At 65.3% G+C, this 24,131-nt stretch carries 22 protein-coding genes, 1 tRNA gene, 1 pseudogene and 1 riboswitch; of the genes and pseudogenes, 11 read left to right on the forward strand and 13 right to left on the reverse strand.

Annotation, left to right across the window (positions count from 1 at the left end):
* Window positions 1-6: 6 nt before the first annotated feature.
* Both ABLE71_RS02650 and ABLE71_RS02655 read left to right on the forward strand, forming a co-directional pair.
* Window positions 7-831 (forward strand): TIGR00282 family metallophosphoesterase, encoded by an 825-nt coding sequence (locus ABLE71_RS02650; protein ID WP_348781815.1) that lies wholly within the window; start codon window positions 7-9, stop codon window positions 829-831.
* A 74-nt stretch (window positions 832-905) separates the two neighbouring features.
* A complete protein-coding gene (locus ABLE71_RS02655; RefSeq protein ID WP_348781816.1) occupies window positions 906-1,670 on the forward strand; it encodes a TerC family protein in 765 nt (254 codons plus the stop codon).
* Between the two features lie 14 nt (window positions 1,671-1,684).
* Here ABLE71_RS02655 and ABLE71_RS02660 read toward each other — a convergent pair whose 3' ends face one another.
* Window positions 1,685-2,515, reverse strand: a complete 831-nt coding sequence (locus ABLE71_RS02660; RefSeq protein WP_348781817.1) for an MBL fold metallo-hydrolase — start codon at window positions 2,513-2,515, stop codon at window positions 1,685-1,687.
* Between the two features lie 229 nt (window positions 2,516-2,744).
* Between ABLE71_RS02660 and ABLE71_RS02665 the strand changes: the two genes are divergently transcribed.
* The 3 genes from ABLE71_RS02665 (at window position 2,745) to ABLE71_RS02675 (ending at window position 3,951) form a co-directional block, all read left to right on the forward strand.
* Window positions 2,745-3,494 (forward strand): YebC/PmpR family DNA-binding transcriptional regulator, encoded by a 750-nt coding sequence (locus tag ABLE71_RS02665; protein ID WP_348781818.1) that lies wholly within the window; start codon window positions 2,745-2,747, stop codon window positions 3,492-3,494.
* Window positions 3,491-3,808, forward strand: a complete 318-nt coding sequence (locus ABLE71_RS02670; protein WP_348781819.1) for a SelT/SelW/SelH family protein — start codon at window positions 3,491-3,493, stop codon at window positions 3,806-3,808. The genes ABLE71_RS02665 and ABLE71_RS02670 overlap by 4 nt, the downstream gene beginning before the upstream one ends.
* A 69-nt stretch (window positions 3,809-3,877) precedes the next feature.
* Window positions 3,878-3,951: transfer RNA gene (locus ABLE71_RS02675), tRNA-Gly, on the forward strand.
* A 178-nt stretch (window positions 3,952-4,129) separates the two neighbouring features.
* Here ABLE71_RS02675 and ABLE71_RS02680 read toward each other — a convergent pair.
* The 6 genes from ABLE71_RS02680 to ABLE71_RS02705 form a co-directional block, all read right to left on the reverse strand.
* The gene (locus ABLE71_RS02680; RefSeq protein ID WP_348781820.1) at window positions 4,130-4,816 is read right to left on the reverse strand and encodes a response regulator; all 687 of its coding nucleotides are present in this window, start codon (window positions 4,814-4,816) and stop codon (window positions 4,130-4,132) included.
* Window positions 4,813-7,515: a sensor histidine kinase KdpD gene (locus ABLE71_RS02685; protein WP_348781821.1), complete on the reverse strand. Its 2,703-nt coding sequence runs from the start codon at window positions 7,513-7,515 to the stop codon at window positions 4,813-4,815. The genes ABLE71_RS02680 and ABLE71_RS02685 overlap by 4 nt, the downstream gene beginning before the upstream one ends.
* Before the next feature lie 8 nt (window positions 7,516-7,523).
* Window positions 7,524-8,093 carry a potassium-transporting ATPase subunit KdpC gene (kdpC, locus tag ABLE71_RS02690; protein WP_348781822.1) on the reverse strand — a complete coding sequence of 190 codons (570 nt, stop codon included), beginning with the start codon at window positions 8,091-8,093 and terminating at the stop codon, window positions 7,524-7,526.
* A gap of 2 nt (window positions 8,094-8,095) precedes the next feature.
* Complete coding sequence (kdpB, locus tag ABLE71_RS02695) at window positions 8,096-10,141, reverse strand: potassium-transporting ATPase subunit KdpB (RefSeq protein WP_348781823.1); 2,046 nt, start codon at window positions 10,139-10,141, stop codon at window positions 8,096-8,098.
* A gap of 12 nt (window positions 10,142-10,153) precedes the next feature.
* Window positions 10,154-11,863, reverse strand: a complete 1,710-nt coding sequence (kdpA, locus tag ABLE71_RS02700; RefSeq protein WP_348781824.1) for a potassium-transporting ATPase subunit KdpA — start codon at window positions 11,861-11,863, stop codon at window positions 10,154-10,156.
* A gap of 341 nt (window positions 11,864-12,204) precedes the next feature.
* Window positions 12,205-13,308 (reverse strand): 2'-deoxycytidine 5'-triphosphate deaminase, encoded by a 1,104-nt coding sequence (locus ABLE71_RS02705; RefSeq protein WP_348781825.1) that lies wholly within the window; start codon window positions 13,306-13,308, stop codon window positions 12,205-12,207.
* Window positions 13,309-13,406: 98 nt separating this feature from the next.
* A riboswitch (SAM riboswitch) is annotated at window positions 13,407-13,484 on the forward strand.
* Window positions 13,485-13,539: 55 nt separating this feature from the next.
* Between ABLE71_RS02705 and ABLE71_RS02710 the strand changes: the two genes are divergently transcribed.
* Window positions 13,540-14,730 carry an O-succinylhomoserine sulfhydrylase gene (locus tag ABLE71_RS02710; RefSeq protein ID WP_348781826.1) on the forward strand — a complete coding sequence of 397 codons (1,191 nt, stop codon included), beginning with the start codon at window positions 13,540-13,542 and terminating at the stop codon, window positions 14,728-14,730.
* Between the two features lie 4 nt (window positions 14,731-14,734).
* Here ABLE71_RS02710 and ABLE71_RS02715 read toward each other — a convergent pair whose 3' ends face one another.
* Entirely contained in the window at window positions 14,735-15,061 is a 327-nt protein-coding gene (locus tag ABLE71_RS02715) for an MmcQ/YjbR family DNA-binding protein (RefSeq protein WP_348781827.1), read from the reverse strand.
* A 179-nt stretch (window positions 15,062-15,240) separates the two neighbouring features.
* On the opposite strand from ABLE71_RS02715, the gene apaG reads away from it, so the two are divergent.
* Both apaG and ABLE71_RS02725 read left to right on the forward strand, forming a co-directional pair.
* On the forward strand, window positions 15,241-15,633 hold the full coding sequence (gene apaG / locus ABLE71_RS02720; RefSeq protein ID WP_348781828.1) for a Co2+/Mg2+ efflux protein ApaG: 393 nt from the start codon (window positions 15,241-15,243) through the stop codon (window positions 15,631-15,633).
* Window positions 15,634-15,710: 77 nt separating this feature from the next.
* A pseudogene (locus ABLE71_RS02725) lies at window positions 15,711-16,162 on the forward strand (GFA family protein).
* 60 nt (window positions 16,163-16,222) lie between these two features.
* Here ABLE71_RS02725 and ABLE71_RS02730 read toward each other — a convergent pair.
* The 3 genes from ABLE71_RS02730 to ABLE71_RS02740 form a co-directional block, all read right to left on the reverse strand.
* Window positions 16,223-17,218, reverse strand: a complete 996-nt coding sequence (locus tag ABLE71_RS02730) for an Hsp33 family molecular chaperone (protein ID WP_348781829.1) — start codon at window positions 17,216-17,218, stop codon at window positions 16,223-16,225.
* Between the two features lie 101 nt (window positions 17,219-17,319).
* Window positions 17,320-18,237: an ornithine carbamoyltransferase gene (argF, locus tag ABLE71_RS02735; protein WP_348781830.1), complete on the reverse strand. Its 918-nt coding sequence runs from the start codon at window positions 18,235-18,237 to the stop codon at window positions 17,320-17,322.
* Window positions 18,238-18,252: 15 nt separating this feature from the next.
* The gene (locus ABLE71_RS02740; protein ID WP_348781831.1) at window positions 18,253-19,449 is read right to left on the reverse strand and encodes an aspartate aminotransferase family protein; all 1,197 of its coding nucleotides are present in this window, start codon (window positions 19,447-19,449) and stop codon (window positions 18,253-18,255) included.
* Window positions 19,450-19,851: 402 nt separating this feature from the next.
* Here ABLE71_RS02740 and ABLE71_RS02745 point away from each other — a divergent pair, with 402 nt between their 5' ends.
* Window positions 19,852-20,367, forward strand: coding sequence for a GcrA family cell cycle regulator (locus ABLE71_RS02745; RefSeq protein WP_348781832.1), 516 nt, complete (start codon window positions 19,852-19,854; stop codon window positions 20,365-20,367).
* 46 nt (window positions 20,368-20,413) lie between these two features.
* Here the strand turns inward: ABLE71_RS02745 and phoU are convergent, their stop codons facing one another.
* Window positions 20,414-21,124 (reverse strand): phosphate signaling complex protein PhoU, encoded by a 711-nt coding sequence (gene phoU / locus ABLE71_RS02750; protein ID WP_348781833.1) that lies wholly within the window; start codon window positions 21,122-21,124, stop codon window positions 20,414-20,416.
* A gap of 162 nt (window positions 21,125-21,286) precedes the next feature.
* Here phoU and ABLE71_RS02755 point away from each other — a divergent pair, with 162 nt between their 5' ends.
* Complete coding sequence (locus ABLE71_RS02755; RefSeq protein ID WP_348781834.1) at window positions 21,287-21,922, forward strand: cupin domain-containing protein; 636 nt, start codon at window positions 21,287-21,289, stop codon at window positions 21,920-21,922.
* Window positions 21,923-22,035: 113 nt separating this feature from the next.
* Entirely contained in the window at window positions 22,036-22,782 is a 747-nt protein-coding gene (locus tag ABLE71_RS02760; RefSeq protein ID WP_348781835.1) for an SDR family NAD(P)-dependent oxidoreductase, read from the forward strand.
* Here ABLE71_RS02760 and ABLE71_RS02765 read toward each other — a convergent pair.
* The gene (locus tag ABLE71_RS02765; RefSeq protein WP_348781836.1) at window positions 22,776-24,062 is read right to left on the reverse strand and encodes an ATP-binding protein; all 1,287 of its coding nucleotides are present in this window, start codon (window positions 24,060-24,062) and stop codon (window positions 22,776-22,778) included. The two genes, ABLE71_RS02760 and ABLE71_RS02765, sit on opposite strands and share 7 nt — an antisense overlap.
* Window positions 24,063-24,131 lie beyond the last annotated feature (69 nt).

Below are 24,131 nucleotides of genomic sequence, written 5' to 3' on the forward strand. Positions count from 1 at the left end.
GGAACGATGAGGCTTCTCTTTCTCGGCGACATGGTTGGCAAATCGGGACGGACCGCGGTCTGGGAGCAGCTTCCCGGGCTGATTTCCGATTTCCGCCTCGATTTCGTCATCGTCAACGGCGAGAACGCGGCCGGCGGCTTCGGCATCACCGAAGAAATCTTCCAGACGACACTCGCGGCCGGCGCCGACGTTGTGACCACCGGCAACCATGTCTGGGACCAGCGCGAGGCGCTCACCTTCGCCGCGCGCGAGGACCGTTTCCTGCGTCCGGCCAACTATCCCCGGGGCACGCCCGGGCGCGGTTCCGGCGTCTATGTGGCGAGGAATGGCGCGCGCGTGCTGGTCGCCAACATCATGGGCCGCATCTTCATGCATCCCGAACTCGACGATCCGTTCGTCGCCGGCGAACGCGAGGTGGCCGCCTGCCCGCTCGGCCATCAGGCCGACGCGGCGGTGATCGATTTTCATGCCGAGGCGACGTCGGAGAAGATGTGCTTCGGCCACTTTCTCGACGGCCGCGTCAGCCTCGTCGTCGGCACGCATACGCATCAGCCGACCGCCGATCACCAGATTCTCAACGGAGGCACCGCCTACATTTCGGATTCGGGCATGTGCGGCGACTACGATTCCTCGCTCGGCATGGACAAGGAAGAGCCGCTCAACAGGTTTCTCTCGAAGGTGCCGAAGGGCCGCTTCGAGGCCGCCAACGGCCCGGCCACGCTCTGCGGCGTCGGCGTGGATATCTCCGACCGGACCGGACTGGCCGAAAGAATCGCGCCGTTTCGCCGCGGCCCCCGGCTCGAGGAAACTGCACCTTCCTTCTGGGCCTGACATTGACGCCGGTGCACGCCGACCCTACTTGGCGACGAAGCCGATCCTGCTGACATGCCGAGGGGACTGCCGACATGCCGATCATCGACTTTCTGGCGCCGCATTTCGACTGGTTCAACGACCCCACGGCCTGGGTCGCGCTGCTGACGCTGGTGGTGCTGGAGATCGTGCTCGGCATCGACAACCTGATCTTCATCTCGATCCTGACCAACAAACTCCCTCCCGAACAGCAGCCCCGCGCCCGCTTCCTCGGCATCAGCGCGGCGCTGGTGATGCGCCTCGTCCTGCTCGCCACCATCTCCTTCATCGTCCAACTGACCGCGCCGCTCTTCACGCTGTTTGGCCATGGTTTCTCATGGCGCGACCTGATCCTCATCGCGGGCGGGCTGTTTCTCGTCTGGAAGGCGACCAAGGAAATCCATCACACGGTCGATCCGAACGACCACAAGGATTCGATGGTCGGCACGCTGCAGATGTCGCTCGGCGGCGCGATCTTCCAGATCCTGCTGCTCGACCTCGTCTTCTCGATCGACTCGATCATCACCGCGGTCGGCATGACCGACGAGATTGCCATCATGTACATTGCCGTCATCGCCGCGGTCACCGTGATGATGCTCGCCGCGACGCCGCTCGCCAACTTCATCGCCAAGAACCCGACCATCGTCATGCTGGCGCTGGGCTTCCTCTTGATGATCGGCATGACGCTGATCGCCGACGGCATGGGCTTTCACGTGCCCAAGGGCTACATCTACGCGGCGATGGGCTTCTCGGCCCTGGTCGAGGGCCTGAACATGCTGGCGCGGCGCAGGAAAAAAGGCGGCTCGGGCGAAGCGCATTAGCTACGCCGCGGAGGCTACACCCCTTCCAAAACGATGATGGTCGGGCGGCTGGGCAGCGTCTTCAGCGATACTTTCAGCGATCGGCTCGGGCGGAACTCGACGGCAAAGCCCTCGCCCATCAGGCCGGTGAACTCGCCGATCGGCGTCGCATGCCGGTGCATCGGCAGGATCATCGACGAATAGAGCCGCGTGGTGATCTCGGTCATGGAGCCTATGGACTGCGTCATGCCGCCGTCGATCGGCACCATCAATATGTCCAGCCGCCCGATCTGCCCGTACTGCGCGTCGCTGAGCTTGGTGTGCAGGTGGCCGAGATGGCCAATGCACAGGCCAGCCACCTCGAAGATGAAAATCGAATTGCCGTCGCGCTCAAGGCCGCCGCCCCAGTTGCGGATATCCGTCGGCACGTTGCGGATATAGACATCGTCCACGACCACCGTGTGTTTCGCCGGGCCTCCCTTCGGGTTCCAGCCGCGAAGCACAAATTCGATACTCGAATCCGGATGATCCGAAAAATGGGTGCGATGCGCCTTGTTCATGGTGACGACGCGCGGCAGCGGCTCGGAGCCGTAGACGCCCGAGAAGTCGGTCGCGATGCGCACGCCGGCCGGTGTCTCGATCACATAGGTCGAATGGCCGGCATAGGTGATCGTGACGTCACCTTCGACGAAGGTCTGGGCGAGGATCGGCGCGGCGGCTTTCGACGCGGTGAAGCTGGCGTGGGTCGCATGGGGCAGTGCATTCGCGATGGCGACGCATCTGGATGGCGGCGCTTCCTCCTGCGCCGCGGCGGCGAACGGGCACGACAGGAAGGCGAGGAACGCGGCGGCGGAAAGGCGGAGCATGACGGTCTTCCGGGGGCGAACTGGCGCGGTTCCTCACGATAGCGCGCAGCGCGCCGATGGCCAGCCGGGGCCGCTTCCCCAAGGTCACGTTTTCGCGAGGGCGGCGGCTCATCCGGGAGGCTCCGGCCGGCCTGAACAGCCCTGAACAGCCGCTCCTGCTGGACTTTTTTCCCGACCTGTCTATAAGGCGCGCCATTCCGAAAATCCTGACCACGACGACGGGGGCTCAATGGCCGGCCATTCACAGTTCAAGAACATCATGCACCGCAAGGGCCGGCAGGATGCGGTGCGTTCGAAAATGTTCTCCAAGCTGGCGCGCGAAATCACGGTGGCGGCCAAGCACGGTATGCCCGACCCCAACATGAACCCTCGCCTGCGGCTGGCGATCCAGAACGCCAAGGCCGAATCCATGCCCAAGGACAACATCCAGCGGGCGATCAACAAGGCTGTCGGCGGCGACGCCGAGAACTACGAGGAAGTGCGCTACGAGGGCTATGGGCCGGGCGGCGTCGCGCTCATCGTGGAGGTGCTGACCGACAACCGCAACCGTTCGGCATCGAATGTGCGCGCGGCCTTCACCAAGGCTGGCGGGGCGCTTGGGGAAACCGGCTCGGTGTCCTTCATGTGGGACCGCGTCGGCGAGATCTACTACCCGGCTTCGGCCGGCAGCGCCGAGAAGGTCATGGACGCGGCGATCGAGGCAGGAGCCGACGACGTGCAATCGGACGAGGATGGCCACACGATCCTCTGCGCCTTCGAAGGCCTCGGCGACGTGTCGAAGGCCCTCGAGGCGTCGCTCGGCGAGGCCGAGTCGGTGAAGATGATCTGGAAGCCGCAAAACAACATTCCCGTCGACGAGGAACGCGCGCAGTCGCTGATGAAGCTCGTCGCCACGCTCGAGGACGATGACGACGTGCAGAACGTCTACGCCAATTTCGAGGTCGACGACGCAACCTTGGCCAAGCTCAGCGCGGCATGAACGGCAAAGCCCTGCCCGCCATCCGCATCAGCTACTGCACGCAGTGCAACTGGCTGCTGCGCGCGGGATGGATGGCGCAGGAACTGCTCTCGACCTTCGGGACGGAGCTCGGCGAGGTCGTCCTGGCGCCCGGCGCCGGCGGGATATTCACCATCACCTGCAACGATGAGCTGATCTGGGACCGCAAGCGCGACGGCGGCTTTCCCGACGCGGCGAAGCTCAAACAGCTCGTCCGCGACGTGATCGACCCCGAGCGCGACCTCGGCCATGCCGACCGCAAGGGGCATAGCAAGGCGCAGACCCCGAGCGATTAACACAGCGGGTCCGCTCGCAGCTTCACGGATTGCGCAGCGCCCGCCGGCCATGATACTCAACCTTGCGTCGCGGGTATGATGTAATGGTAGCTTGTCAGCTTCCCAAGCTGAACGCGAGGGTTCGATTCCCTCTACCCGCTCCAGCTTGCACCGCAAAGGTTTGAGCCCGATTTCCGGCATCGGCGAGGTCGGCTTTACAGCCGGTTTTGCGGCACATGTTCTCGCTCTGGCCCCATCGAACTCCCTGACGCGCTGCTGAACGCTGCAACGCGGCGGACAGTAACCGCGGAGGATAAGCCCGACTTTCCCTTCCTCCCGAGTTCATTCGGTGACGAAACGGTAGCCGACGCCGGGCTCCGTGCGAATGATCTTCGGGTTCGCCGGGTCGCGTTCGATCTTCCCGCGCAACTGGCTGACGAATATGCGCAGGTAATGCATGTCCTCGCCGTGGGCCGGGCCCCAGACGGAGGTCAGCAAAGTCTTGTGGGTGACGACCCGGCCGGCGTGCCGCGCCAACAGCACGAGCAGGTCGTATTCTTTCGGAGTCAGCTTCACCGCCGTCCCGTCGCGCTCGACGACCCTTCGGACCGTGTCGATGGTCAGGCCGTCGACGCTGACCGCGGTGAGGCCGCCATCCTCCTGGATGCGATGGCGTAGCGCCGTGCGCATGCGGGCCGTCAACTCCCCGATACCGAACGGTTTCTCGATGTAGTCGTCGGCGCCAAGATCCAGGGCGGCGATCTTCTCCGCTTCGCGGTCCCGCGCCGAGAGGATGATGACCGGAACCTGCGACCAGGCGCGCAGCCTTGCGATGACGTCCTTGCCGTCCATGTCCGGCAGGCCGAGATCGAGAATGATGAGCGACGGGGCTGCCGTCGCGGCAGCCCTCAAAGCATCGGCGCCTGTCATCGCCTCCACGACGTCATAGCCCGCCGCTTCCAGCGCAGGGCGCAGGAAGCGCTGTATCTGCGGCTCGTCGTCGACGACGAGGATGCGCTCGCGGCTCATGTTTCCTCCACGGGGTCGGCGCCGGCCGGGACGACCGGAAAGCGCAGTGAGATGCGCGTGCCGCGCCGCTTCACCGCCGGGCTTTGCGCGCTTATCGTTCCGCCCATCGCTTCGACGAACCCCCTGGCGATGGCAAGGCCGAGGCCGGTCCCGGGCGTTCTGCCGTCCGGTTTCCCGTGCCTGACGAACTTTTCGAAGATGTTGCTCATGTCCTCGGGAGGGATGCCTCTGCCGAGATCGGTAACGGAGATGACGACATGGTTCGCCTCGACGCGCGCATAGATGCTGATCGGCTCGCTGCCGCCATATTTCACCGCATTGTCGATGAGGTTGAACAGCACCTGCCCCAGGAGAACGCTGTCGCCCCGGATCAGCGGGAGTCCGTCGGCAATGCTCGTCTCGATGTTCCGCTCGGGAAAATAGCGTGCCGCTCGTTGCAGGGTGACGTGGATGACATCCCCGACATCTACCCAGTCGCGTTTCGCGCCGACTGTGCCAGACTCGACCCTGGTCATGTCGAGGAGATTTGCGACGAACCGTGCCAGCCGGTCACTCTCCTCCCCAATGGAAGCCAGCAGGTCGTCGCGGACCGCCGGTTCCATCCTGTCGCCTAGCTCGCGCAGGCTGGAAACGGCTCCGGTGATCGTCGCCAGCGGTGTTTTCAGATCATGCGAGATCGACGACAGCAAAGCGGAGCTGAACCGCTCGCCTTCAAGCTTCGCCGCCTGTTCGAGGCTATCCTTGGAGAGGCGCGCGCGGTCAATGGCAATCGCGGTCTGGTCGAGTATGGAGCCGAGCACCTGCTCTTCCTCCGCGCCCAGTATCCTGCCTGCCTGCCGATAGCCGACGACGGCCGCCACGCCGGCGGACGCGCCGAGCGGACGGAACTGGAACGGGCTGTTGGGCAGCGTGCCGGTGCCGTTGCCTGCCGTCTCGTTCTTCTCAAACGCCCAGCGCGCCGCCATCATGTCGGTGACGTCGAGTTCGGTGTCCGGGGGCCAGGCGCCGGACAGGGAAAGATCGCCGCCGGTCACCGACAGCAGCATGACGTCGCGCCTGAGCGAAGCCCGCAGTTGCGCGACCGCCGCCCAGACCACGTCTTCGTAATTGACCGTGCCCGACAGTTTTCGCGAGAAATCGTAGAGCGCCTGCGTCGAAGCGGCGCGTCGGCCGGCGGTCGCCGCCTGGTCGCTCAGCCGCGACGCCAGTCCACCGGCGATCAGAGCCGCGATGATAAAGATGAACAGTCCGAATACCTCATGCGGCGACGCTATCGTGAATGTGTAGAAAGGCGGGATGAAGAAGAAATTATAGGCCAGGCCCGAGAGGGTCGCCGCCAGCAGCGCCGCCACATAACCGGCATAGACCGCCGACAGGAGCACGGTAAGCAGATAAAGAAGCGACACGTTGGGAAGATCCACGAAACGCTCGATCAACGTTCCCAGGTAGGTTGCGGCCGAGACGGCGGCCAAGGGAAAGCCAAGCTCCCATTTGGGGTCTTTGAGATTGAACCAGCCTGGCCAACGCCGCTCCGGGCTGCGCGGCGGGGCGGGCTCTTCGCTGGTGACGACATGGATGCCGAGGCCGGACACTCGCTCGATCAGCGCATCCGGCAGCGACTTGCGCAGAAGACCCGCAAGAAAGCCCTGGCGGCGTCCGCCGATGACGATCTGCGTGACATGCTCGCGGCGCGCGGTTCGGAGGATTTCCTCCACGAAATCCCGCCCGGTCACCCGGCGCGTCTCGGCCCCCAGGCTTTCCGCCAGTTTGAAGGTCGCCGCCAGCCGCTGCGTGATCTCGGGACGCGGGGGCGGGCTGTCGGCGCGTTCGATCGAGATCACCAGCCAGGGCGCGTTCAGTCCCGACGCCAGGCGGGCCGCCGTGCGCACGACCTTTCCGGACAGCAGGTCCGCGCCGATGCAGACGAGCAGCCGCTCGGTCGTCTGCCAGGGGCCCTCGATCGCGTTCTGTTTCAGATAGTCGACCATCTGGTCGTCGACGCGGTCGGCGGTGCGGCGCAACGCCATTTCACGCAGCGCCGTCAGGTTGCCGAGCCGGAAGAAGCTGTCGACGGCGCGTTGGGCATTCTCGGGAAGATAGACCTTGCCTTCCTTCAGCCGCTCGATCAGTTCGGCCGGCGCGAGATCGACCAGCAGCACTTCGTCGGCGCGCTGCAGGATGATGTCGGGCACGCGCTCGCGCACGGGAATACCGGTGATCTCCGCGACGACATCGGACAGGCTCTCCAGATGCTGGATGTTCATCGCCGACCAGACATTGATGCCGGCGGCGAGCAGTTCCTCTACATCGAGATATCGTTTGGGATGGCGGCTGTCGGGCGCATTGGTATGCGCGAGTTCGTCGACGATGATGAGGTTGGGCCGGCGGCCCAGCGCGGCGTCGAGGTCGAATTCCTCGATCTGCCGGCCCTGATGGATGATCTGCCGGCGCGGCACCACTTCAAGCCCTTCGAGCAGGGCCGCGGTCTCGCTGCGGCCATGCGTCTCGGCGAGGCCGACGACGACATCGACACCGTCGGCCCTGAGGCGGCGGGCGCGCGTCAGCATGGCGAAGGTCTTGCCGACTCCCGGCGCGGCGCCGAGAAAAAGCGTCAGCTTGCCGCGGCCTTCGCCGCCGGCAAGCGCAAGCAGAGCGTCGGGATCGGGTCGGTTTTCGGCTCTACGGTTTGCGTCGCCCATGATCCATTTCAGGACTTCGGCGCATCGAGCGCCAGGTTGAGCCGCAGCACGTTGACGCGCGGCTCACCGACAATACCGAGCAAGCGGCCTTCCGTGAAGCGATCGACCAGGGCGACAAGCTCCGTTTCCGCAACGCCGCGCGCGGCGGCGACACGCTTTATCTGCGCGGCCGCGAATTCCGGCGAGACGTCGGGATCGAGACCGGAGCCCGAGGCAGTGGCGCCATCGGCCGGCACCGGTCCGGCAATGCCCGCGGCGGCAAGCCGTTCGACATCGGTCTTCACGCGGGCCGCGAGATTGGCCGAGGTCGGGCCGAGATTCGACCCGGTCGACGCGCCGGCATTGTAGGGCGCATCGGCGGTGACCGACGGCCGCGGCCAGAAATAGCGGTCGGACACGAAATTCTGTCCTATCAGCGCCGAACCGATGACCGTTTCGCCGTTTCGGATCAGGCTTCCGTTGGCCTGCGCCGGGAAGGCGATCTGACCGATGCCGGTGATCGCAAGCGGATAGGCCAGTCCCGTCAGCACGATGAAAGCGAGGGTGAGCACGATTGCGGGGCGCAGTTGAGTGAGCATGGTTACACCAGATGAAAAGCTGAGATGGCGAGGTCGACAAGCTTGATGCCGGCAAAAGGCAGGATCAGGCCGCCGAGCCCGTAGACCAGAAGATTGCGGCGCAGGAGAGCGGCGGCGCCGACCGGACGGTAGGCGACGCCCTTCAGGGCAAGCGGGATCAGGGCAACGATGATCAGCGCGTTGAAGATGACGGCGGACAGGATGGCCGATTGCGGCGAGGCCAGCCCCATAATGTTCAGCGCCGCCAGCGCCGGATATGTGGTGACGAACAGCGCCGGGATGATGGCGAAATACTTGGCGACGTCGTTGGCGATGGAGAAGGTCGTCAGCGACCCGCGCGTCATCAGGAGTTGCTTGCCGATCTCGACGATCTCGATCAGCTTGGTCGGGCTGGAGTCGAGGTCGACCATGTTGGCGGCCTCGCGCGCGGCCTGCGTGCCGGACTGCATGGCGACGCCGACATCGGCCTGCGCCAGCGCCGGCGCGTCATTGGTGCCGTCGCCGCACATGGCGATCAGCCGGCCGCCCTTTTGTTCTTTGCGGATGAAGGCAAGCTTCTGCTCGGGCGTGGCCTCGGCAAGAAAATCGTCCACGCCGGCTTCCGAGGCGATCGCCGCGGCCGTCACCGGATTGTCGCCGGTCACCATGACCGTGCGGATGCCCATGGCGCGGAGCGCCGCGAAGCGCTCCTTGATGTCGGGCTTCACCACGTCCTTCAGGTGAATGACGCCGAGCAGGCGCGTACCGTCGACCACGGCGAGCGGGGTGCCGCCGGTGCGGGCGATCCTGTCGACGGCCTGCCGGAATTCGGCGGGCGCATCCCTTCCGTCGACGCCGGCGAACCTCAGTGCGGCGTCGACCGCGCCCTTGCGCAGCCGCCGCCCACCCACGTCGACGCCGGACAGTCTCGTCTCGGCGGCGAAGGGCACGACGGCATCGGGTGCTGCTTCGGGCTGCTTGCGCCCGAATTCGCCCATGGCGAGCGCCACGATCGAGCGGCCTTCCGGCGTCTCGTCGCCGAGGCTGGCAAGCATGGCCGCATCGGCCAGTTCGACCTGCGTGACGCCGTCGACCGGCAGGAAGTCGCTGGCCATGCGGTTGCCGAAGGTAATCGTACCGGTCTTGTCGAGCAGCAGCGTATCGACGTCGCCGGCGGCCTCCACGGCCCGTCCGGACGTCGCGATGACGTTGAAGCGCACCAGGCGGTCCATGCCGGCGATGCCGATCGCCGAGAGAAGCCCGCCGATCGTGGTCGGGATCAGCGTGACCAGCAATGCCGCCAGCACGGTCACGGTGAGCACGGTGCCGGAATATCCGGCCAGCCCCCACAGCGTGACGACGGCGATCAGGAATATCAGCGTCAGGCCGGACAGCAGGATCGACAGCGCGATCTCGTTCGGCGTCTTCTGCCGCTCGGCGCCTTCGATCAGCGCTATCATGCGGTCGACGAAGCTGGAGCCCGGCGCCACGGTGATGCGGATCCTGAGCCAATCGGACAGGACCTGGGTGCCGCCGGTCACCGCCGAACGGTCGCCGCCCGACTCGCGGATGACAGGCGCGGACTCGCCGGTGATGGCGCTTTCGTTTACCGAGGCCACGCCTTCGACGACTTCGCCGTCGCCGGGGATCAGCTCGCCGGCCTCGACGATGACCATGTCGCCGACCCTGAGGTCGGTGGCAGGAATCTCGATCACCTCGATGCCGTCCGGCTTGGTCAGCTTGCGCGCGGTGAGCTGCGTCTTGGCACGGCGCAGGCTGTCGGCCTGGGCCTTGCCGCGCCCCTCCGCCACAGCCTCGGCGAAAGTGGCAAACAGCACGGTGAACCAGAGCCATACGGCGATCTGACCGGAGAAGGACGCTCCGCCGTTTCCGACAGCGAGATCGCGCAGGAAGAACAGCGTGACCAGCGCCGCGACCACTTCGGTGACGAAGATGACCGGATTGCGCATCAGTTGGCGCGGGTCGAGCTTCAGGAAAGCCTGCCTGACAGCCGGCAGCAGGATTGCCGGATCGAAAAGGCTTTGGGCCATTGCGGGATGTCTGGACATGGAATGGGTCCTTTAGAAAGTCTGGCCGTTGAGCATCGCGAAATGCTCGACGATGGGTCCGAGCGCGAGCGCCGGGAAGAACTGCAGGCCGCCGAGGATCAGGATGACGCCGATCAGCAGGCCGACGAAGAGCGGCGTATGGGTCGGGAACGTCCCGGCGGAGGCCGTGCCGCGCGTCTTGGCCGCCAGCGCGCCGGCGATCGCCAGGACAGGCACGACATATGCGAAGCGTCCGAGCAGCATGGCGATGCCGAGCGTGGTGTTGTACCAGGCCGTGTTCGCCGACAGGCCGCCGAAGGCAGAACCGTTGTTGCCCGCCGCCGAGGTGAAGCCGTAGAGGATTTCCGACAGTCCGTGCGGCCCGGCAGTGCCGATACTCGCAACGGCAAAGGGCAGCATCGCCGAGACCGCCGTGAAGCCAAGGATCGCCAGCGGCAGGACGAGCACGGCGAGCATGGCGTATTTCATCTCGCGGCTCTCGATCTTCTTGCCGAGCAGCTCTGGCGTACGGCCGACCATGAGGCCGGCGACGAAGACCGCGAGGATCGCGAACACCACCAGACCATAGAGGCCCGAGCCGACGCCGCCGGGCAGCACCTCGCCCAGTTGGATCAGGAACATGGGCACGAGGCCGCCGAGGCCGGTGAAGGAGCCGTGCATGCCGTTGACGCCGCCGTCGGAGAGGCCGGTCGTGGCAGCCGCGTAGGCGGCCGTCATGGCTTGGCCGAAGCGAACTTCCTTGCCCTCCATGTTGCCGAGCGCCGGGTCGACACCGAGCGTCGTCAGGATTGGATTGCCTGATGTCTCCGCCCAGTAGATCGAGCCCATCGCGACGACGAGCATGATTCCGGTCACGGCCAGGAACGCCCAGCCCTGGCGACGGTCGCCGACCATCTGGCCGAAGGCATAGACCAGCGCCGCTGAAACTCCGAGCATGCAGACGATGTTCAGATAATTCGACAGCGCTGTCGGGTTCTCGAACGGATGCGCGGCATTGACGTTGAAGAAGCCGCCGCCATTGGTGCCGAGCTGCTTGATCGCCTCCTGGCTGGCGACCGGGCCGAGCGCGATCGTCTGTTGCGCGCCTTCGAGCGTGGTCGCGGTGACCGACGCGTCGAGCGTCTGCGGCAAGCCCATCGCGACGAAGGCGATGGCCACGATGATCGAGAGGGGCAGAAGCACGTAGAGGGTGGCGCGGGTGAGATCGACCCAGAAATTGCCGACGGTCTGGACCGCCGAGCGCGCAAAGGCGCGCGTCACGGCGAGCGCCATCGCGATGCCGGCGGCGGCGGAGACGAAATTCTGCACCGTCAGGCCGGCCATCTGGCTGAAATGACTGAGCGTCGTCTCGCCGCCATAAGCCTGCCAGTTGGTGTTGGTCACGAAGCTGACCGCCGTGTTGAAGGCGAGATCGGGCGCCATGCCGGCAAAGCCCTGCGGGTTGAGCGGCAGGTAGAATTGCAGGCGCAGGATCGCGTAGAGCGCGGCGAAGCCCGCCATCGAGAAGGCGAGCACGGAGAGTGCATAGGCGAGCCAGCCCTGCTCCGTCTTCGCATCGACGCCGGCAGCGGCATAGAACCCCCGCTCGACCGGGGCGAGCACGGGGGAAAGGAAGGTTCGTTCGCCGGAAAAGACGCGCGCCATGAAAAGGCCGAGCGGCTTCACCAATGCGGCGACGACGACGAAAAGAAGGCCGATCTGCAGCCAGCCGATGAGTGTCATGAAATTGCTCCGGGAGCGGCGATCAGAAGCGCTCGGGCCTGATCAGCGTAATGAGAAGATAAATGCCGAGCCCTAGCGCGACGGCGAGACCGAGGAGGGGTTCAATCATCGCGCCACCTCAGATGCGGCCGAGGCTGCGCGCAAAAAGCGCGAGCAGGACGAATGTGCCGAGCCCAATCGCGAGGTAAAGAATGTCGAACATGGTGGTCTCCGAAACTGGTTTCAGCTTCGGGATATGGGCTCGACCGGCGTCAAATCTCTACTGGGAATCGCGCAGCCGGGGATAAGGAAAACATAAGGACCGGCCGCCCCGCACGGCGCGGGAGGGGTGTGTAGCCGGGCTAAGCCTTGAAATGCTTCGACAGCTTCAGACCCTGCGCCTGATAGTTCGAGCCGAGGTCGGTGCCATAGAGCGCCTTCGGGCGCGCCAGCATGTGCTCGTAGACCAGCCGTCCGACGATCTGGCCGTGCTCGAGAATAAAGGGAACCTCGTGGCTCCTGACCTCCAGAACGGCGCGGCTGCCGGTGCCGCCGGCCTGCGAATGGCCGAAGCCCGGATCGAAGAAGCCGGCATAGTGGACACGGAACTCGCCGACCAGCGGATCGTATGGCGTCATCTCGGCGGCGTAGAGCGGGGGCACGTGCACCGCCTCCTGGCTGACCAGGATGTAGAATTCGTCGGGATCGAGCACGAGTTCCGGCGCACCATGATTGTAGAGCGGCTCCCAGAAGTCGAGCACCTCGTGGACGGCGCGCCTGTCGACGTCGACCAGCCCGGTGTGATGCTTGCCGCGATAGCCGATCAGGCTGTCCTTCTCGCCGCTGAGGTCAATCGACAGCGCGATGCCGCCGCCGGAAATGTTCGGCGGCTCGGTGGCGACCAGCGTCTCGGCGCGATGCAGGATCTCAAGCTCGCCTCCGGAGAGCAGCGCGTTGCCGGTGCGGAAGCGTATCTGCGACAGCCGCGAGCCGGTGCGCGCGACGATCGGGAAGGTTCGCGGACTGACTTCGAGATAGAGCGGGCCGGAATAGCCTGCCGGTATCTTGTCGAACTCGCGGCCCATGTCGGTCATGACGCGGGTGAAGATGTCGAGACGGCCGGTCGAGCTTTTCGGGTTGGCCGAGGCCGAGATATGACCCGGCAGGTTCAGGCCTTCGAGCAGCGGTACGATATAGACGCAACCGGTTTCCAGGACAGCTCCATCGGCGAGGTCGATCTCGTGCAGCTTCAGCCGGTCGAGCTTGTCGGCAACCTTGCTGGCCGGACCCGGCAAAAAACTCGCGCGCACGCGCCAGGCCTTCTCGCCGAGCCTCAAATCGAGGCTGGCTGGCTGGATCTGGTCGCCGTCGCGCGGACGCGCCGACGCCAGCGCGCCGGATTGGAACAGCGCCGCGATCTCGGTGTCGGGAAGGATGCCTGTCTGGCGCAACGCCCGCGTCTCCATGCAGCGCAGCCGGCCCGGAAACGTCCCGGCATGCCGCGCTGGCCCAGTGGTTTAGCAACCGGCGCGATTGACGCAAGCCGGCGACAGGTCTAAAGGGCTCTTTATCCCGTGGTGATTTGGCCGGTCGGCTTGCAGCCACGTTAAACAAGTCGCTAAAGGACCGTCGGGCCGCAAGGCTATATGGACCGGTTGCGACTTTCGCGGCCGGTTTTTTGTTGTTGGGGCATGTCGATGACCAAAGAGAAGCGCAACTGGAAGCCGGCGACGCAGCTCGTGCATTCGGGCACGCTGCGCTCGCAGCATGGCGAGACCTCGGAAGCGATCTATTTGACGCAGGGCTATGTCTACGAGACGGCGGAAGCCGCCGAAGCCCGCTTCAAGGGGGAAGAACCCGGCTTCATCTATTCGCGCTACGCCAATCCCACCGTCGACATGTTCGAGAAGCGCATGTGCGCGCTCGAAGGCGCGGAGGACGCGCGCGCCATGGCGTCGGGCATGGCGGCTGTGACAGCCGCGGTCCTGTGTAGCCTCAAGGCCGGCGACCATATCGTCGCGGCGCGGGCGCTGTTCGGCTCCTGCCGCTGGGTGATCGAGACGCTGGCCCCCAAATACGGCATCGAGTCGACGCTGGTGGACGGCACCGACATCGCCAACTGGGAAAAGGCGGTCCGCCCGAACACGAAGATCTTCTTCCTCGAAAGTCCCACCAACCCGACACTCGAAGTGGTCGACATCGCGGCGGTCGCTTCGCTCGCCAATTCGATCGGCGCGCGGCTGGTCGTCGACAATGTCTTCGCCACCCCTCTGCAGCAGAAGCCGCTCGAACTCGGCGCGCATATCGTCGTCTATTCGGCGACCAAGCATATCGACGGCCAGGGGCGGTGCCTCGGCGGCGTCGTGCTTTCCGACAAGGAGTGGATCGACAAGAATCTGCACGACTATTTCCGCCACACCGGCCCCAGCCTCTCGCCCTTCAACGCCTGGACGCTGCTGAAGGGGCTGGAGACGTTGCCGGTGCGGGTGCGCCAGCAGACCGAGAGCGCGGCCAGGATCGCGGATTTCCTCGCCACGCGCCCTGAGATTTCTCGCCTGATCTATCCCGGCCGGGCCGACCATCCGCAGGCGGCAATCGTGAAGAAGCAGATGACCGGCGGTTCGACGCTGGTCTGCTTCGACCTCAAGGGCGGCAAGAAATCGGCGTTCGGGCTCCAGAACACGCTCGACGTCATCAAGATTTCCAACAATCTCGGCGACGCCAAGAGCTTGATCACGCATCCGGCCACCACGACGCACAAGAATTTGACCGACGAGGCGCGCGCCGAACTCGGCATCGGCGGCGGCACGCTGCGGCTTTCGGTCGGGCTGGAGGACGCGGACGACCTGATTGCGGATATTGGCGAGGCGCTGGAGAGGGCGGCGTAGGCCGTCAGCGGCCAACAAGCTTCTTCGGCGCGACGGAACGCCAGGCCATGGCCATGGCGTGACGGACGGTTTCGGCCTCGGCGCGGTCGAGCACGACCCGCGTCCAGCCCTTCATGCCCCACGCGCCCTTGATCGGCTCGAACATGCCTGATGAGGTCGCCATGACGAGCTGCTGCTCGTCGGGTGACAGTTTCAGCACCGCGCGGCCGTCGGACTCGCGCAGCGTCGCGAAGATTTTGTTGCGCACGCGAAAATCCGCCGTTTCGAAGTGGCTGGACTCGGTCGCTTCGGGGAATGTCAGCGCCAATGCGCGAAACTCGTACTGCTGCATCGTCGTGTCTGCCCTATCTGTCGTCGTCAAAGCGTGCGACGGAGGTCACAATCCGGCCTATGATGTCTTGAACAAGACTAACCGAACTTGTTTCGCGCGCCAGCCGTGCGGCGCCATTGGAGATTGACCCTCTGCCGACGAACCGGAAATGTGCAGCACCGATGGCCGGAGCCTGATCCATGTACAGCGCCGTTACGCGCAACATCGCCGTCAGCGTGGTGCCCTTCTATCTGGAGGACCGGTCGGATCCCCAAGAGAACCGCTATGTCTGGGCCTATCGCATCACCATCGACAACCAGTCCGACGAGCCGGTGAAGCTCATCTCCCGCTACTGGCACATCACCGATGGAAAGGGGCGGGTCGAGGAAGTGCGCGGGCCGGGTGTCGTCGGCGATCAGCCGGAACTCGATCCGGGCGACAGCTACCAGTACACGTCGGGCTGCCCGCTTTCGACGCCGTCCGGCATTATGGTCGGCCGCTACACGATGCGCAACGGCAAAGGCGAGCTCTTCGATATCGACATTCCCGCCTTCTCGCTCGACCTGCCGGGCAAGCCGCGCAGCCTGAACTGAGGGAACGTCCAGGAACCGCGACGCGTCCAGAAGCGCAGTCGCGAGACTTGAAAGGATGCGAAGGATGGAATGCTGCAATGGATAATGTCGCGAAGGAGGGGGGCTGCCACTGCGGGCGCGTTCGCCTCAAAGTGACGAAGCGGCCTTTGCTGACGATGGCGTGCCACTGCACGGGCTGCCAGCGCATGAGTTCCAGCGCGTTTTCGCTGAGCGCCGCCATTCCCGCAGACGGTTTCGAAGTAACCCGGGGCGAGACGGTCATCGGTGGGTTGCACGGCGCGTCCAGGCATTATTTCTGCGGCTGGTGCATGAGCTGGATGTTCACGCGGCCCGAAGGCATCGACTGGTTCATCAACCTGCGTCCGACCATGCTCGACGATGCGAGCTGGTCGACGCCCTTCGTCGAGACATGGACCAGCGAAAAGCTGCCATGGCGACGACCGCGGCCGTGCACAGCTACGAGGCGCTGCCGCCGATGGACGCCTATGAGGGATTGATCAGCGAGTATGCGCGGCGGGTGGAGGTGTAGCTACTTCGGCTTGCTCGGCGATCCCTCTCCCCCGGTGCGCGGGAGAGGGATCGCGCCTTGTCAGTTCGCGGCCAGGAATTCGGCCGGGTCGAACTCATAGCCTTTAGAGCAGAACTCGCAATTGATCGCGATCCTGCCGTCCTCGGTGCTCTCCACGATCTCCTCGGCGGAAAAGCCTTCGAGGATGCCGCGGATGCGGTCGCGCGAGCAGGAGCATTCGTCGGCGACATGCACGCCCGGGAAGACACGCACGCCGTGCTCGTGGAACAGCCGGTAGAGCAGCCGCTCGGGCTCGATGGTCGGGTCGATCAGCTCGCCCGGCTCGATCGTGCCGGTCAGCGCCTGGACTTCGCGCCACGCATTGTCGATCGGCGCCTCGGCCTCCGGCGCGCCGTCGCCGCCTGGCAGATCGCCCATGCGTAGCCGTTCCGGCGCCTCGGGCAGGAACTGCGCGATCATGCCTCCGGCGCGCCAGTGCTCGCCTTGGCCCGGACGAACCAGCTTAGCGACCTGCAGCCTGATCTCCGTCGGGATCTGCTCGGACTGGCGGAAATAGCTGTGCGCGGCGTCCTGCAGGGTCGTTCCGTCGAGCTCGACGATGCCCTGGTAGCGCTGCGTATGCTCGCCCTGGTCGATGGTGAGCGCGAGAATGCCTTGTCCGAGCAGGGTGCCGGGCGCGGTCTCGCCGGCGGCCGTCAACGCATCGAGCCGGTCGGCGTCGAAGCGCGCATAGGCGCGCAGCGAGCCGGGCGTGCTGAAATCGGCGACCAGCATGTCGACCGGACCGTCGGTGCGCGTCTGCAGGATGAACTTGCCCTCGAACTTCAGCGACGAGCCGAGCAGCACCGCGACGACGCAGGCTTCCGCCAGCAGCCGCGCCACGGGCTCGGGATAATCGTGACGGCCAAGAATGCCGTCGAGCAGCGGGCCGAGCTGAATGACGCGTCCGCGCGCGTCGAGCGGGCCGACCTCGAAGGGAACGACATGATCGTCGCCGGCATAGCCGAAGTCGCCGAGTTTTCTGGTTCGATCAGACAATTGCGCGGTTTCCAACATGGCACATCGCCAGCGTCCCGCGATGCCGCCGTCGCGGAAGCATGCGCGCTACGCCCTGGTTTTCTGGGATGCGCGTGAGATAGGCATGACCGACCGTCGGTTCAAGCGCCGAGGCACCAGGCCAGCACCGCCTTCTGGGCGTGCAGGCGGTTCTCGGCCTCGTCGAAGACGACCGAATGCGGCCCGTCGATCACCTCGTCGGTGACCTCCTCGCCGCGGTGCGCCGGCAGGCAATGCATGAACAGCGCCTCGGGCCGGGCCTTGGCCATCAGCGCGGCATTGACCTGGTAGGCGCCGAAGACGTTGTGGCCGCGCGCGCGGTGCTCCTGGTTCATCGAGACCCAGCAGTCGGTGACGACGCAGTCGGCGCCGGCGACGGCTTCCTCCGGCACGTGCGACATCTGGACGACGCCGCCATTGGCGCGGGCCCAGCCGACATATTTCTCCCGCGGTTCGCTGCCTTCGGGCACCGCGACATTGAGCTTGAAGGAGAAGCGCGCCGAGGCTTCGAGCCATGAATGCAGCACGTTGTTGCCGTCGCCGGTCCAGGCGATCGTTCGGCCGGCGACCGGACCGCGATGCTCCTCGAAGGTCATGATGTCGGCCATCAGCTGGCAGGGGTGCGTGTCGTCGGTGAGGCCGTTGATGACGGGCACCGTCGCATGCTCGGTGAGTTCAAGCAGCCGCGCGTGATCGGTGGTGCGGATCATGATGGCGTCGACATAGCGCGACAGCACCTTCGCCGTGTCGGCGATGGTCTCGGAGCGGCCTAGCTGCATCTCCGTACCCGTCAGCATGATCGTCTCGCCGCCGAGCTGGCGCATGCCGACGTCGAAGGAGACGCGGGTGCGGGTCGAAGGCTTGTCGAAGATCATCGCCAGCACCTTGCCGTCGAGCGGCTTGGAGCGCTCGCCGGCCTTGAGCCGCGCTTTGCGCGCCGCGGCGTCGTCGAGCATGCCGCGCAGGTCGGCAGCCGGAATAGCCGAAAGATCGGTGAAGTGGCGGATGTCACCCGGCATTCGATCGCTCCCGGTTCAGTTCGCGGCGGCGGCGAACGAAGCCGACACCGCCGCGGCGCCGGCACGGATGCGGTCGAGCGCTTCGCGGATGTCCGCATCGGTGACGGTCAGCGCAGGCAGCAGGCGAATGACGTTGTCGCCGGCCGGCACGGCCAGGAGCTTCTCCTGGCGCAAAGCCGCGTTGAGGGTCGTGTTCGGCACCTTGCATTTGATGCCGAGCAAGAGGCCCTGGCCGCGGATTTCGGCGATCACGCCGGGAAACTCGTCGGCGATCGATGCGAGGCCCTGCTTCAAGAGCAGCGCCTTGCGGTTGACCTCGTCGAGGAAACCGTCGGCCAGCACCACGTCGAGCACGGCGTTGCCGACCGCCATGGCCAGCGGATTGCCGCCGAAGGTGGTGCCGTGGATACCGGTCGTCATGCCCTTGGCTGCCGCTTCCGTGGCGAGCACGGCGGCCATCGGGAAGCCGCCGCCGATGCCCTTGGCGACCGCCATGATGTCGGGCGCGACGCCAGACCAGTCATAGGCGAAGAACTTGCCGGTGCGGCCGACGCCTGTCTGCACCTCGTCGAAGATGAGCAGCAGGCCATGCTTGTCGCAGAGCTCGCGCAGGCGCCTCAGCGACTGTGTCGGGAAGGCGCGGATGCCGCCCTCGCCCTGGATGGGCTCGAGCATGATCGCGGCGGTCTCGGGGCCGATCAGCTTCTCGGCGGCGTCGATGTCGTCGAAGGGGACCTGGTCGAAGCCGTCGGCCTTAGGCCCGAAACCCTCCAGATATTTCGCCTGTCCGCCGGCGGCGATGGCCGCGAGCGTGCGGCCGTGGAAGGCGCCTTCGAAAGTGATGGTGCGGAACCGCTCGGGGTGGCCGTTGACATATTGATAGCGGCGCGCGGTCTTGATCGCGCCCTCGACCGCCTCGGCGCCGGAATTGGTGAAAAATACCTTGTCGGCGAAGGTCGACGCGACGAGCCGCTCGGCAAGGCGTGTCTGGCCGGGTATCTCGTAGAGGTTGGAGAGGTGCCACAGCTTGGCCCCCTGCTCGGTAAGCGCGGCGACCAGGTGCGGATGGCTGTAGCCGAGCGAATTGACGGCGATGCCGGCGCCGAAATCGAGGTATCGCTGGCCGTCGTTGGCGACCAGCCAGCTGCCCTCGCCCCGGTCGAATGACAGGGGCGCACGCGCGAAGGTATCGAAAAGCGCCGAACCGCTCATTATATGCGTCTCCGGAACCGGTATCCGGGCAATGCCGCGAAGGCGGCTTCTCGCCCGCGTAGCGGCCAAAAAATCAAAAAGCCGCCCACGCGGCGGCCGTCCGGGATCATATTGTGGGTTTCGGCGGTGAAGTCAACGAAAACGTCGCGCATCCGGGCGCGTGGCAAGCTTTCCCCGCTAGTCCGGACATGCACCCGGGCAAGTTGGGGAAAACCGAAAAAACCGATTCGTGTTGCATTTCGGACTCTTGTCACCGAGTCATGCAATAGGGTAATTTGAAGCCAACAAAAAACTATATCTCGTGCGGCAACCCTAATCCGAAGCGTATATGTGGTGTCGAACCCGGCAGCGCCGGGCGCTGATGGATTCCGGATTCCGCACGCCCACTGGAGCGATCTAGCCATGAACTGGACAGACGAACGGGTCGAACTTCTGCGCAAACTGTGGTCGGAGGGGCTGAGCGCCAGCCAGATCGCCGCCCAGCTCGGCTCCGTCACGCGCAACGCCGTCATCGGCAAGGTCCACCGGCTGAAACTGTCGAGCCGTGGCCGCACGACGACGGCGTCGCCGCGGCAGAAGAAGACCGCCTCAGCGGCGGCCGGCACGAAAAGCGTCAGCCGCGCGGCAACCGTCACGCGCTCCATCACCACGATCGGCGCAACCGCCCTGCAGGCGCAGTTCGACACCGAGCCGGTCGCGCGGTATCACACGCGGCCGACCGAGAACGTGGTGGTGCCGATCTCGCGCCGTCTTCAGCTCGTGCAGCTCTCCGAGCGGACCTGCAAATGGCCGAACGGCGACCCGCTGACCGAGGAATTTTCCTTCTGCGGCAATGATGCCGCCGAGACGGGCCCCTACTGCACATATCATTCGAGGATCGCGTTCCAGCCGGCGGCCGAACGGCGGCGGAGCCGCTGACAGGGCAATATGGCGATAGGGCGCCGCGGCGCCCTGCCCCGCGCTTCTACGCTTCGGGAAGAACGACCTTGTGGCTCTTGTCTTCCTTGGGCCGTTCGATCGGCAGCTGCTCGCCGGTGACGACATAGTAGATCGTCTCGGCGATGTTGGTGGCATGGTCGCCGATGCGCTCGATGTTCTTGGCGCAGAACAGCAGGTGCGTGCAGGGCGTGATGTTGCGCGGGTCTTCCATCATGTAGGTCAGCAGCTCGCGAAACAGCGAGGTGTACATCGCATCGATCTGGTCGTCGCGATCGCGCATGAAGGTGAGGCGCTCGACCGAGCGCGAGGCGTAGACGTCGAGCACTTCCTTAATTTGCGTCAGCGCGAGTTCGGCCAGCGCCTGCAACCCGCGAAACAGGCTGAGCGGCTGGCGCGCCTCGGTGACCGCGACGACCCGCTTGGCGATGTTCTTGCCGAGATCGCCGACGCGTTCGAGATCGGCCGCGATGCGGATCGCACCGATCACCTCGCGCAGATCGTCGGCCATCGGCTGGCGCCTGGCGATCAGCAGGATCGCCTTGTCGTCGATTTCGCGCTGCGTATCGTCGAGGAACTCGTCGTCGGCGATGACCTTCCTGGCAAGGCCGGCATCCGAGTTGACGAGCGCCAGCACCGCCTGGTCGACCATGCGCTCGGCATGGCCGCCCATCGCCGCGAGGCGGTTGCCGAGGTATTTCAGATCCTCGTCATAGGAGCGGACGATATGCGTGTTCATTGCGGCGACTCAAAGCGGCAGGGTTGTCGATCGTTCCTGATAGGCTAACCAGATGACAGAAAAAAGAAACCGGCTGAGAGCAATTCCCGTTTCGAACGGCACCGTCCCGCAACAAAACTACGATAGCCTGTTGCGCGTTGTGGGCCGCCGTGAGGAGGGCCGATGTCGCGTTGTGGGGACATCTACGAGAACCGGGTCACCGGCGAATATGCCATCGTCCTGCGCGGCAGCGATGACCGCGGCGGCGGACCCGGCATTGCACACTTGACCGCGCGCCCGGGCGCCGCCGTGGTCGGCGAGCACTTTCACCCGTTCATGATCGAGAAATTCACCGTCTTGGAAGGCACGCTGGACACACGCATCGCTGGCCGGACGATGGCGCTGAAGGCCGGTGAGTCGGTGCTTGTCGAACCTGGCGTAGTCCATGACTGGTGGAATTCGAGCAAAACCGATGAAGCCTATGTGCTCGTCGAAGTCGACGCCGCTCCGGGCGCCGCCCACATCGACCCCAACCGCTTCGAGATGCTGATCGGCATGCTGTTCGGCCTCGCCAATGACGGGAAGGTCGACCGCAAGGGGCGGCCGGGACTACTTCAGGGCGCGGTGATCGCCAGCGAATTCGCCGATGTCATCGTCTTCACCAATCCACCTCCGGCGGTTCAGAAGATCGCGCTCGGCATTCTCGCGCCGCTCGGCAGGCGTCTCGGCTATCGGGCCATCGATCCGCGCTATGTAAAGCCGCATGGGCACGTTACGCCGCCTGCCGAGATACTCGCGGCCGCCGGACTTTCCGGCTAAATACTTCCGACCATCTGAGTCTGCCCGCCCGACCTCGCTGTCCGGCGTCGGCGGATATTCCCATCGAGCGCCGAGCGGGCCACATCATCGAATGCGTCAGCGGAGGATTCTGAATGAACAACATCGATTTGGGCGGCCAGACCGCGGTCGTCACCGGGGGCGCGCAAGGCATCGGCTTCGCCATTGCCCGGCGGCTCATCGCCTCCGGCGCCAAGGTCAGCCTGTGGGATCTGAACGCCGAAGCGCTCGCCGCGGCCACGTCGGCGCTCGGTGACGGATCTGCCACCAAGATCGTCGACATCACCGATCTCGAAGGGCTGAAGAGAGCCCACGCCGAGACCGAGGCGGAGGTCGGGCCGGTGTCGATCCTGGTCAATTCCGCCGGCGTCGCCGGCAACAACGCCACGCTCGAAGACTACGATCCGGACGAGTGGCGCAGGGTGGTCGAGATCAACCTCAACGGCACATTTTACGTGAACAAGGTGGTGATCCCGTCGATGAAGGCCAGGAACTACGGCCGCATCATCAACATCTCGTCGGTCGCCGGCAAGGAAGGCAATCCGAACCTCTCGGCCTATTCCGCCGCCAAGGCCGGCGTCATCGGCCTCACCAAGTCGCTCGGCAAGGAACTCGCGAAGTTCGACATCGCCGTCAACGCGGTGACGCCCGCCACCGCCAACACGCGGATCCTCGAAACCCTGACCAAGGAATTCATCGACTATATGCTAGTGCGCATACCGCGCGGGCGTTTTCTCGAAGTCGACGAGGCCGCTGCCATGGTCGCCTGGCTGGTCAGCCGCGAGAACAGCTTCACCACCGCGTCGGTCTTCGATCTTTCGGGCGGCCGCACGACCTATTGATCGCCTCGCTTCACCGGCAGATGCACAGTGAATGAAGCCCCCTCGCCGACCGTGGATTTGATCGCCAGCCGCGCGTTGTGGCGGGTCAGAATATGCTTGACGATCGAAAGCCCCAGCCCGGTACCCTTCTGCGCGCGGCTGTTGTCCACGTCCGCGCGGTAGAAGCGCTCGGTGATGCGCGGGATGTGCTCCTCCGGTATGCCTAGTCCGAAATCGCGGATGGTGACGGCGATTTCCGGGTCCAGCGCGTTCGCCCGCTCGATCGAAACCACCACTCGCCCGCCGGACTGGCCGTATTTGCAGGCGTTTTCGAGCAGGTTCTCGAATACCTGGAACAGCTCGTCACGGTCCCCGTGCGCCTGGATAGGGTCGTCGCCGAAGGCCCGCTCGATGACGACACCGGATTCCCTGGCGAGCGGGGACAGGGAATCGATCACGCTCTGGACGATCTCGCGCACGTCGACGCTCGCTCCCGGCGGCAGGTAAGGCTTCATCTCCAATCGCGACAGCGACAGCAGATCGTCGATCAGCCTTGCCATGCGGGCCGTCTGGTTCTGCATGATCTGCAAGAAATGGTCGCGCGCGGCGGCGTCGTTCCTGGCCGGACCGCGCAACGTCTCGACGAAGCCCGAAATGGAAGCGAGCGGCGTTCTGAGCTCGTGGCTTGCGTTGGCGATGAAGTCGGCGCGCATGCGGTCGATGCGGCGCGCCTCGCTCTGGTCCTTGAAGACCATGACGAAAAGCCCGGTGCCGCGCCCGATCGCCGAAACGGTGACCTTGTAGACCCGTTCGATCGGCACACGCTCGACATAATCGACGACCTCGGAGACGGCCGCACCCGTGCGAACGCGTTCAATCGCTGGCTGTATCTCGGGGGCGCGGAACTTCATCAGCAGCGACAACCCGGGTGCGAGGGGCCCGAAGGCCGAACGCGCCGCGTCATTGACATGGACGGCGACGCCTGCCGTATCGAAGATGATCAGTGGATCGCCGACCGCCTCCGCCAGGCTCTGCGCCGACAGGCCGTCCAGCCTGCCGGTCTCGCTTGCGGCGGCCCGGTCGGCCTGGCGTTCCCTGCGCGTGCGGCGGGGCGCCAGCAGGGCGACGACAAGCAGGAACAGAAGCGCCGCGGCGGCGAGGGAGGCGGAGACGCCCGCCGCAAGGCCGACCGCGATCACGGCCGCGGCGCCCGCCGCCAACATCCAGCGGTTGTGCGCCAGCCGCCCGGCGGCAAGGCTCAACAAGCGGCGCGTCCGTTCTTCCCGTCTGGTATCGGCCATCGGCTTCCAATCGGCGCTCGACGGTCAGAATTTGGCTCTGGACCGCCCCGGAGGCTCCCAATAGCATGA

It is taken from the genome of Mesorhizobium sp. KR9-304 (assembly GCF_040049215.1).
Classification (GTDB): Bacteria; Pseudomonadota; Alphaproteobacteria; order Rhizobiales; family Rhizobiaceae; genus Mesorhizobium_K.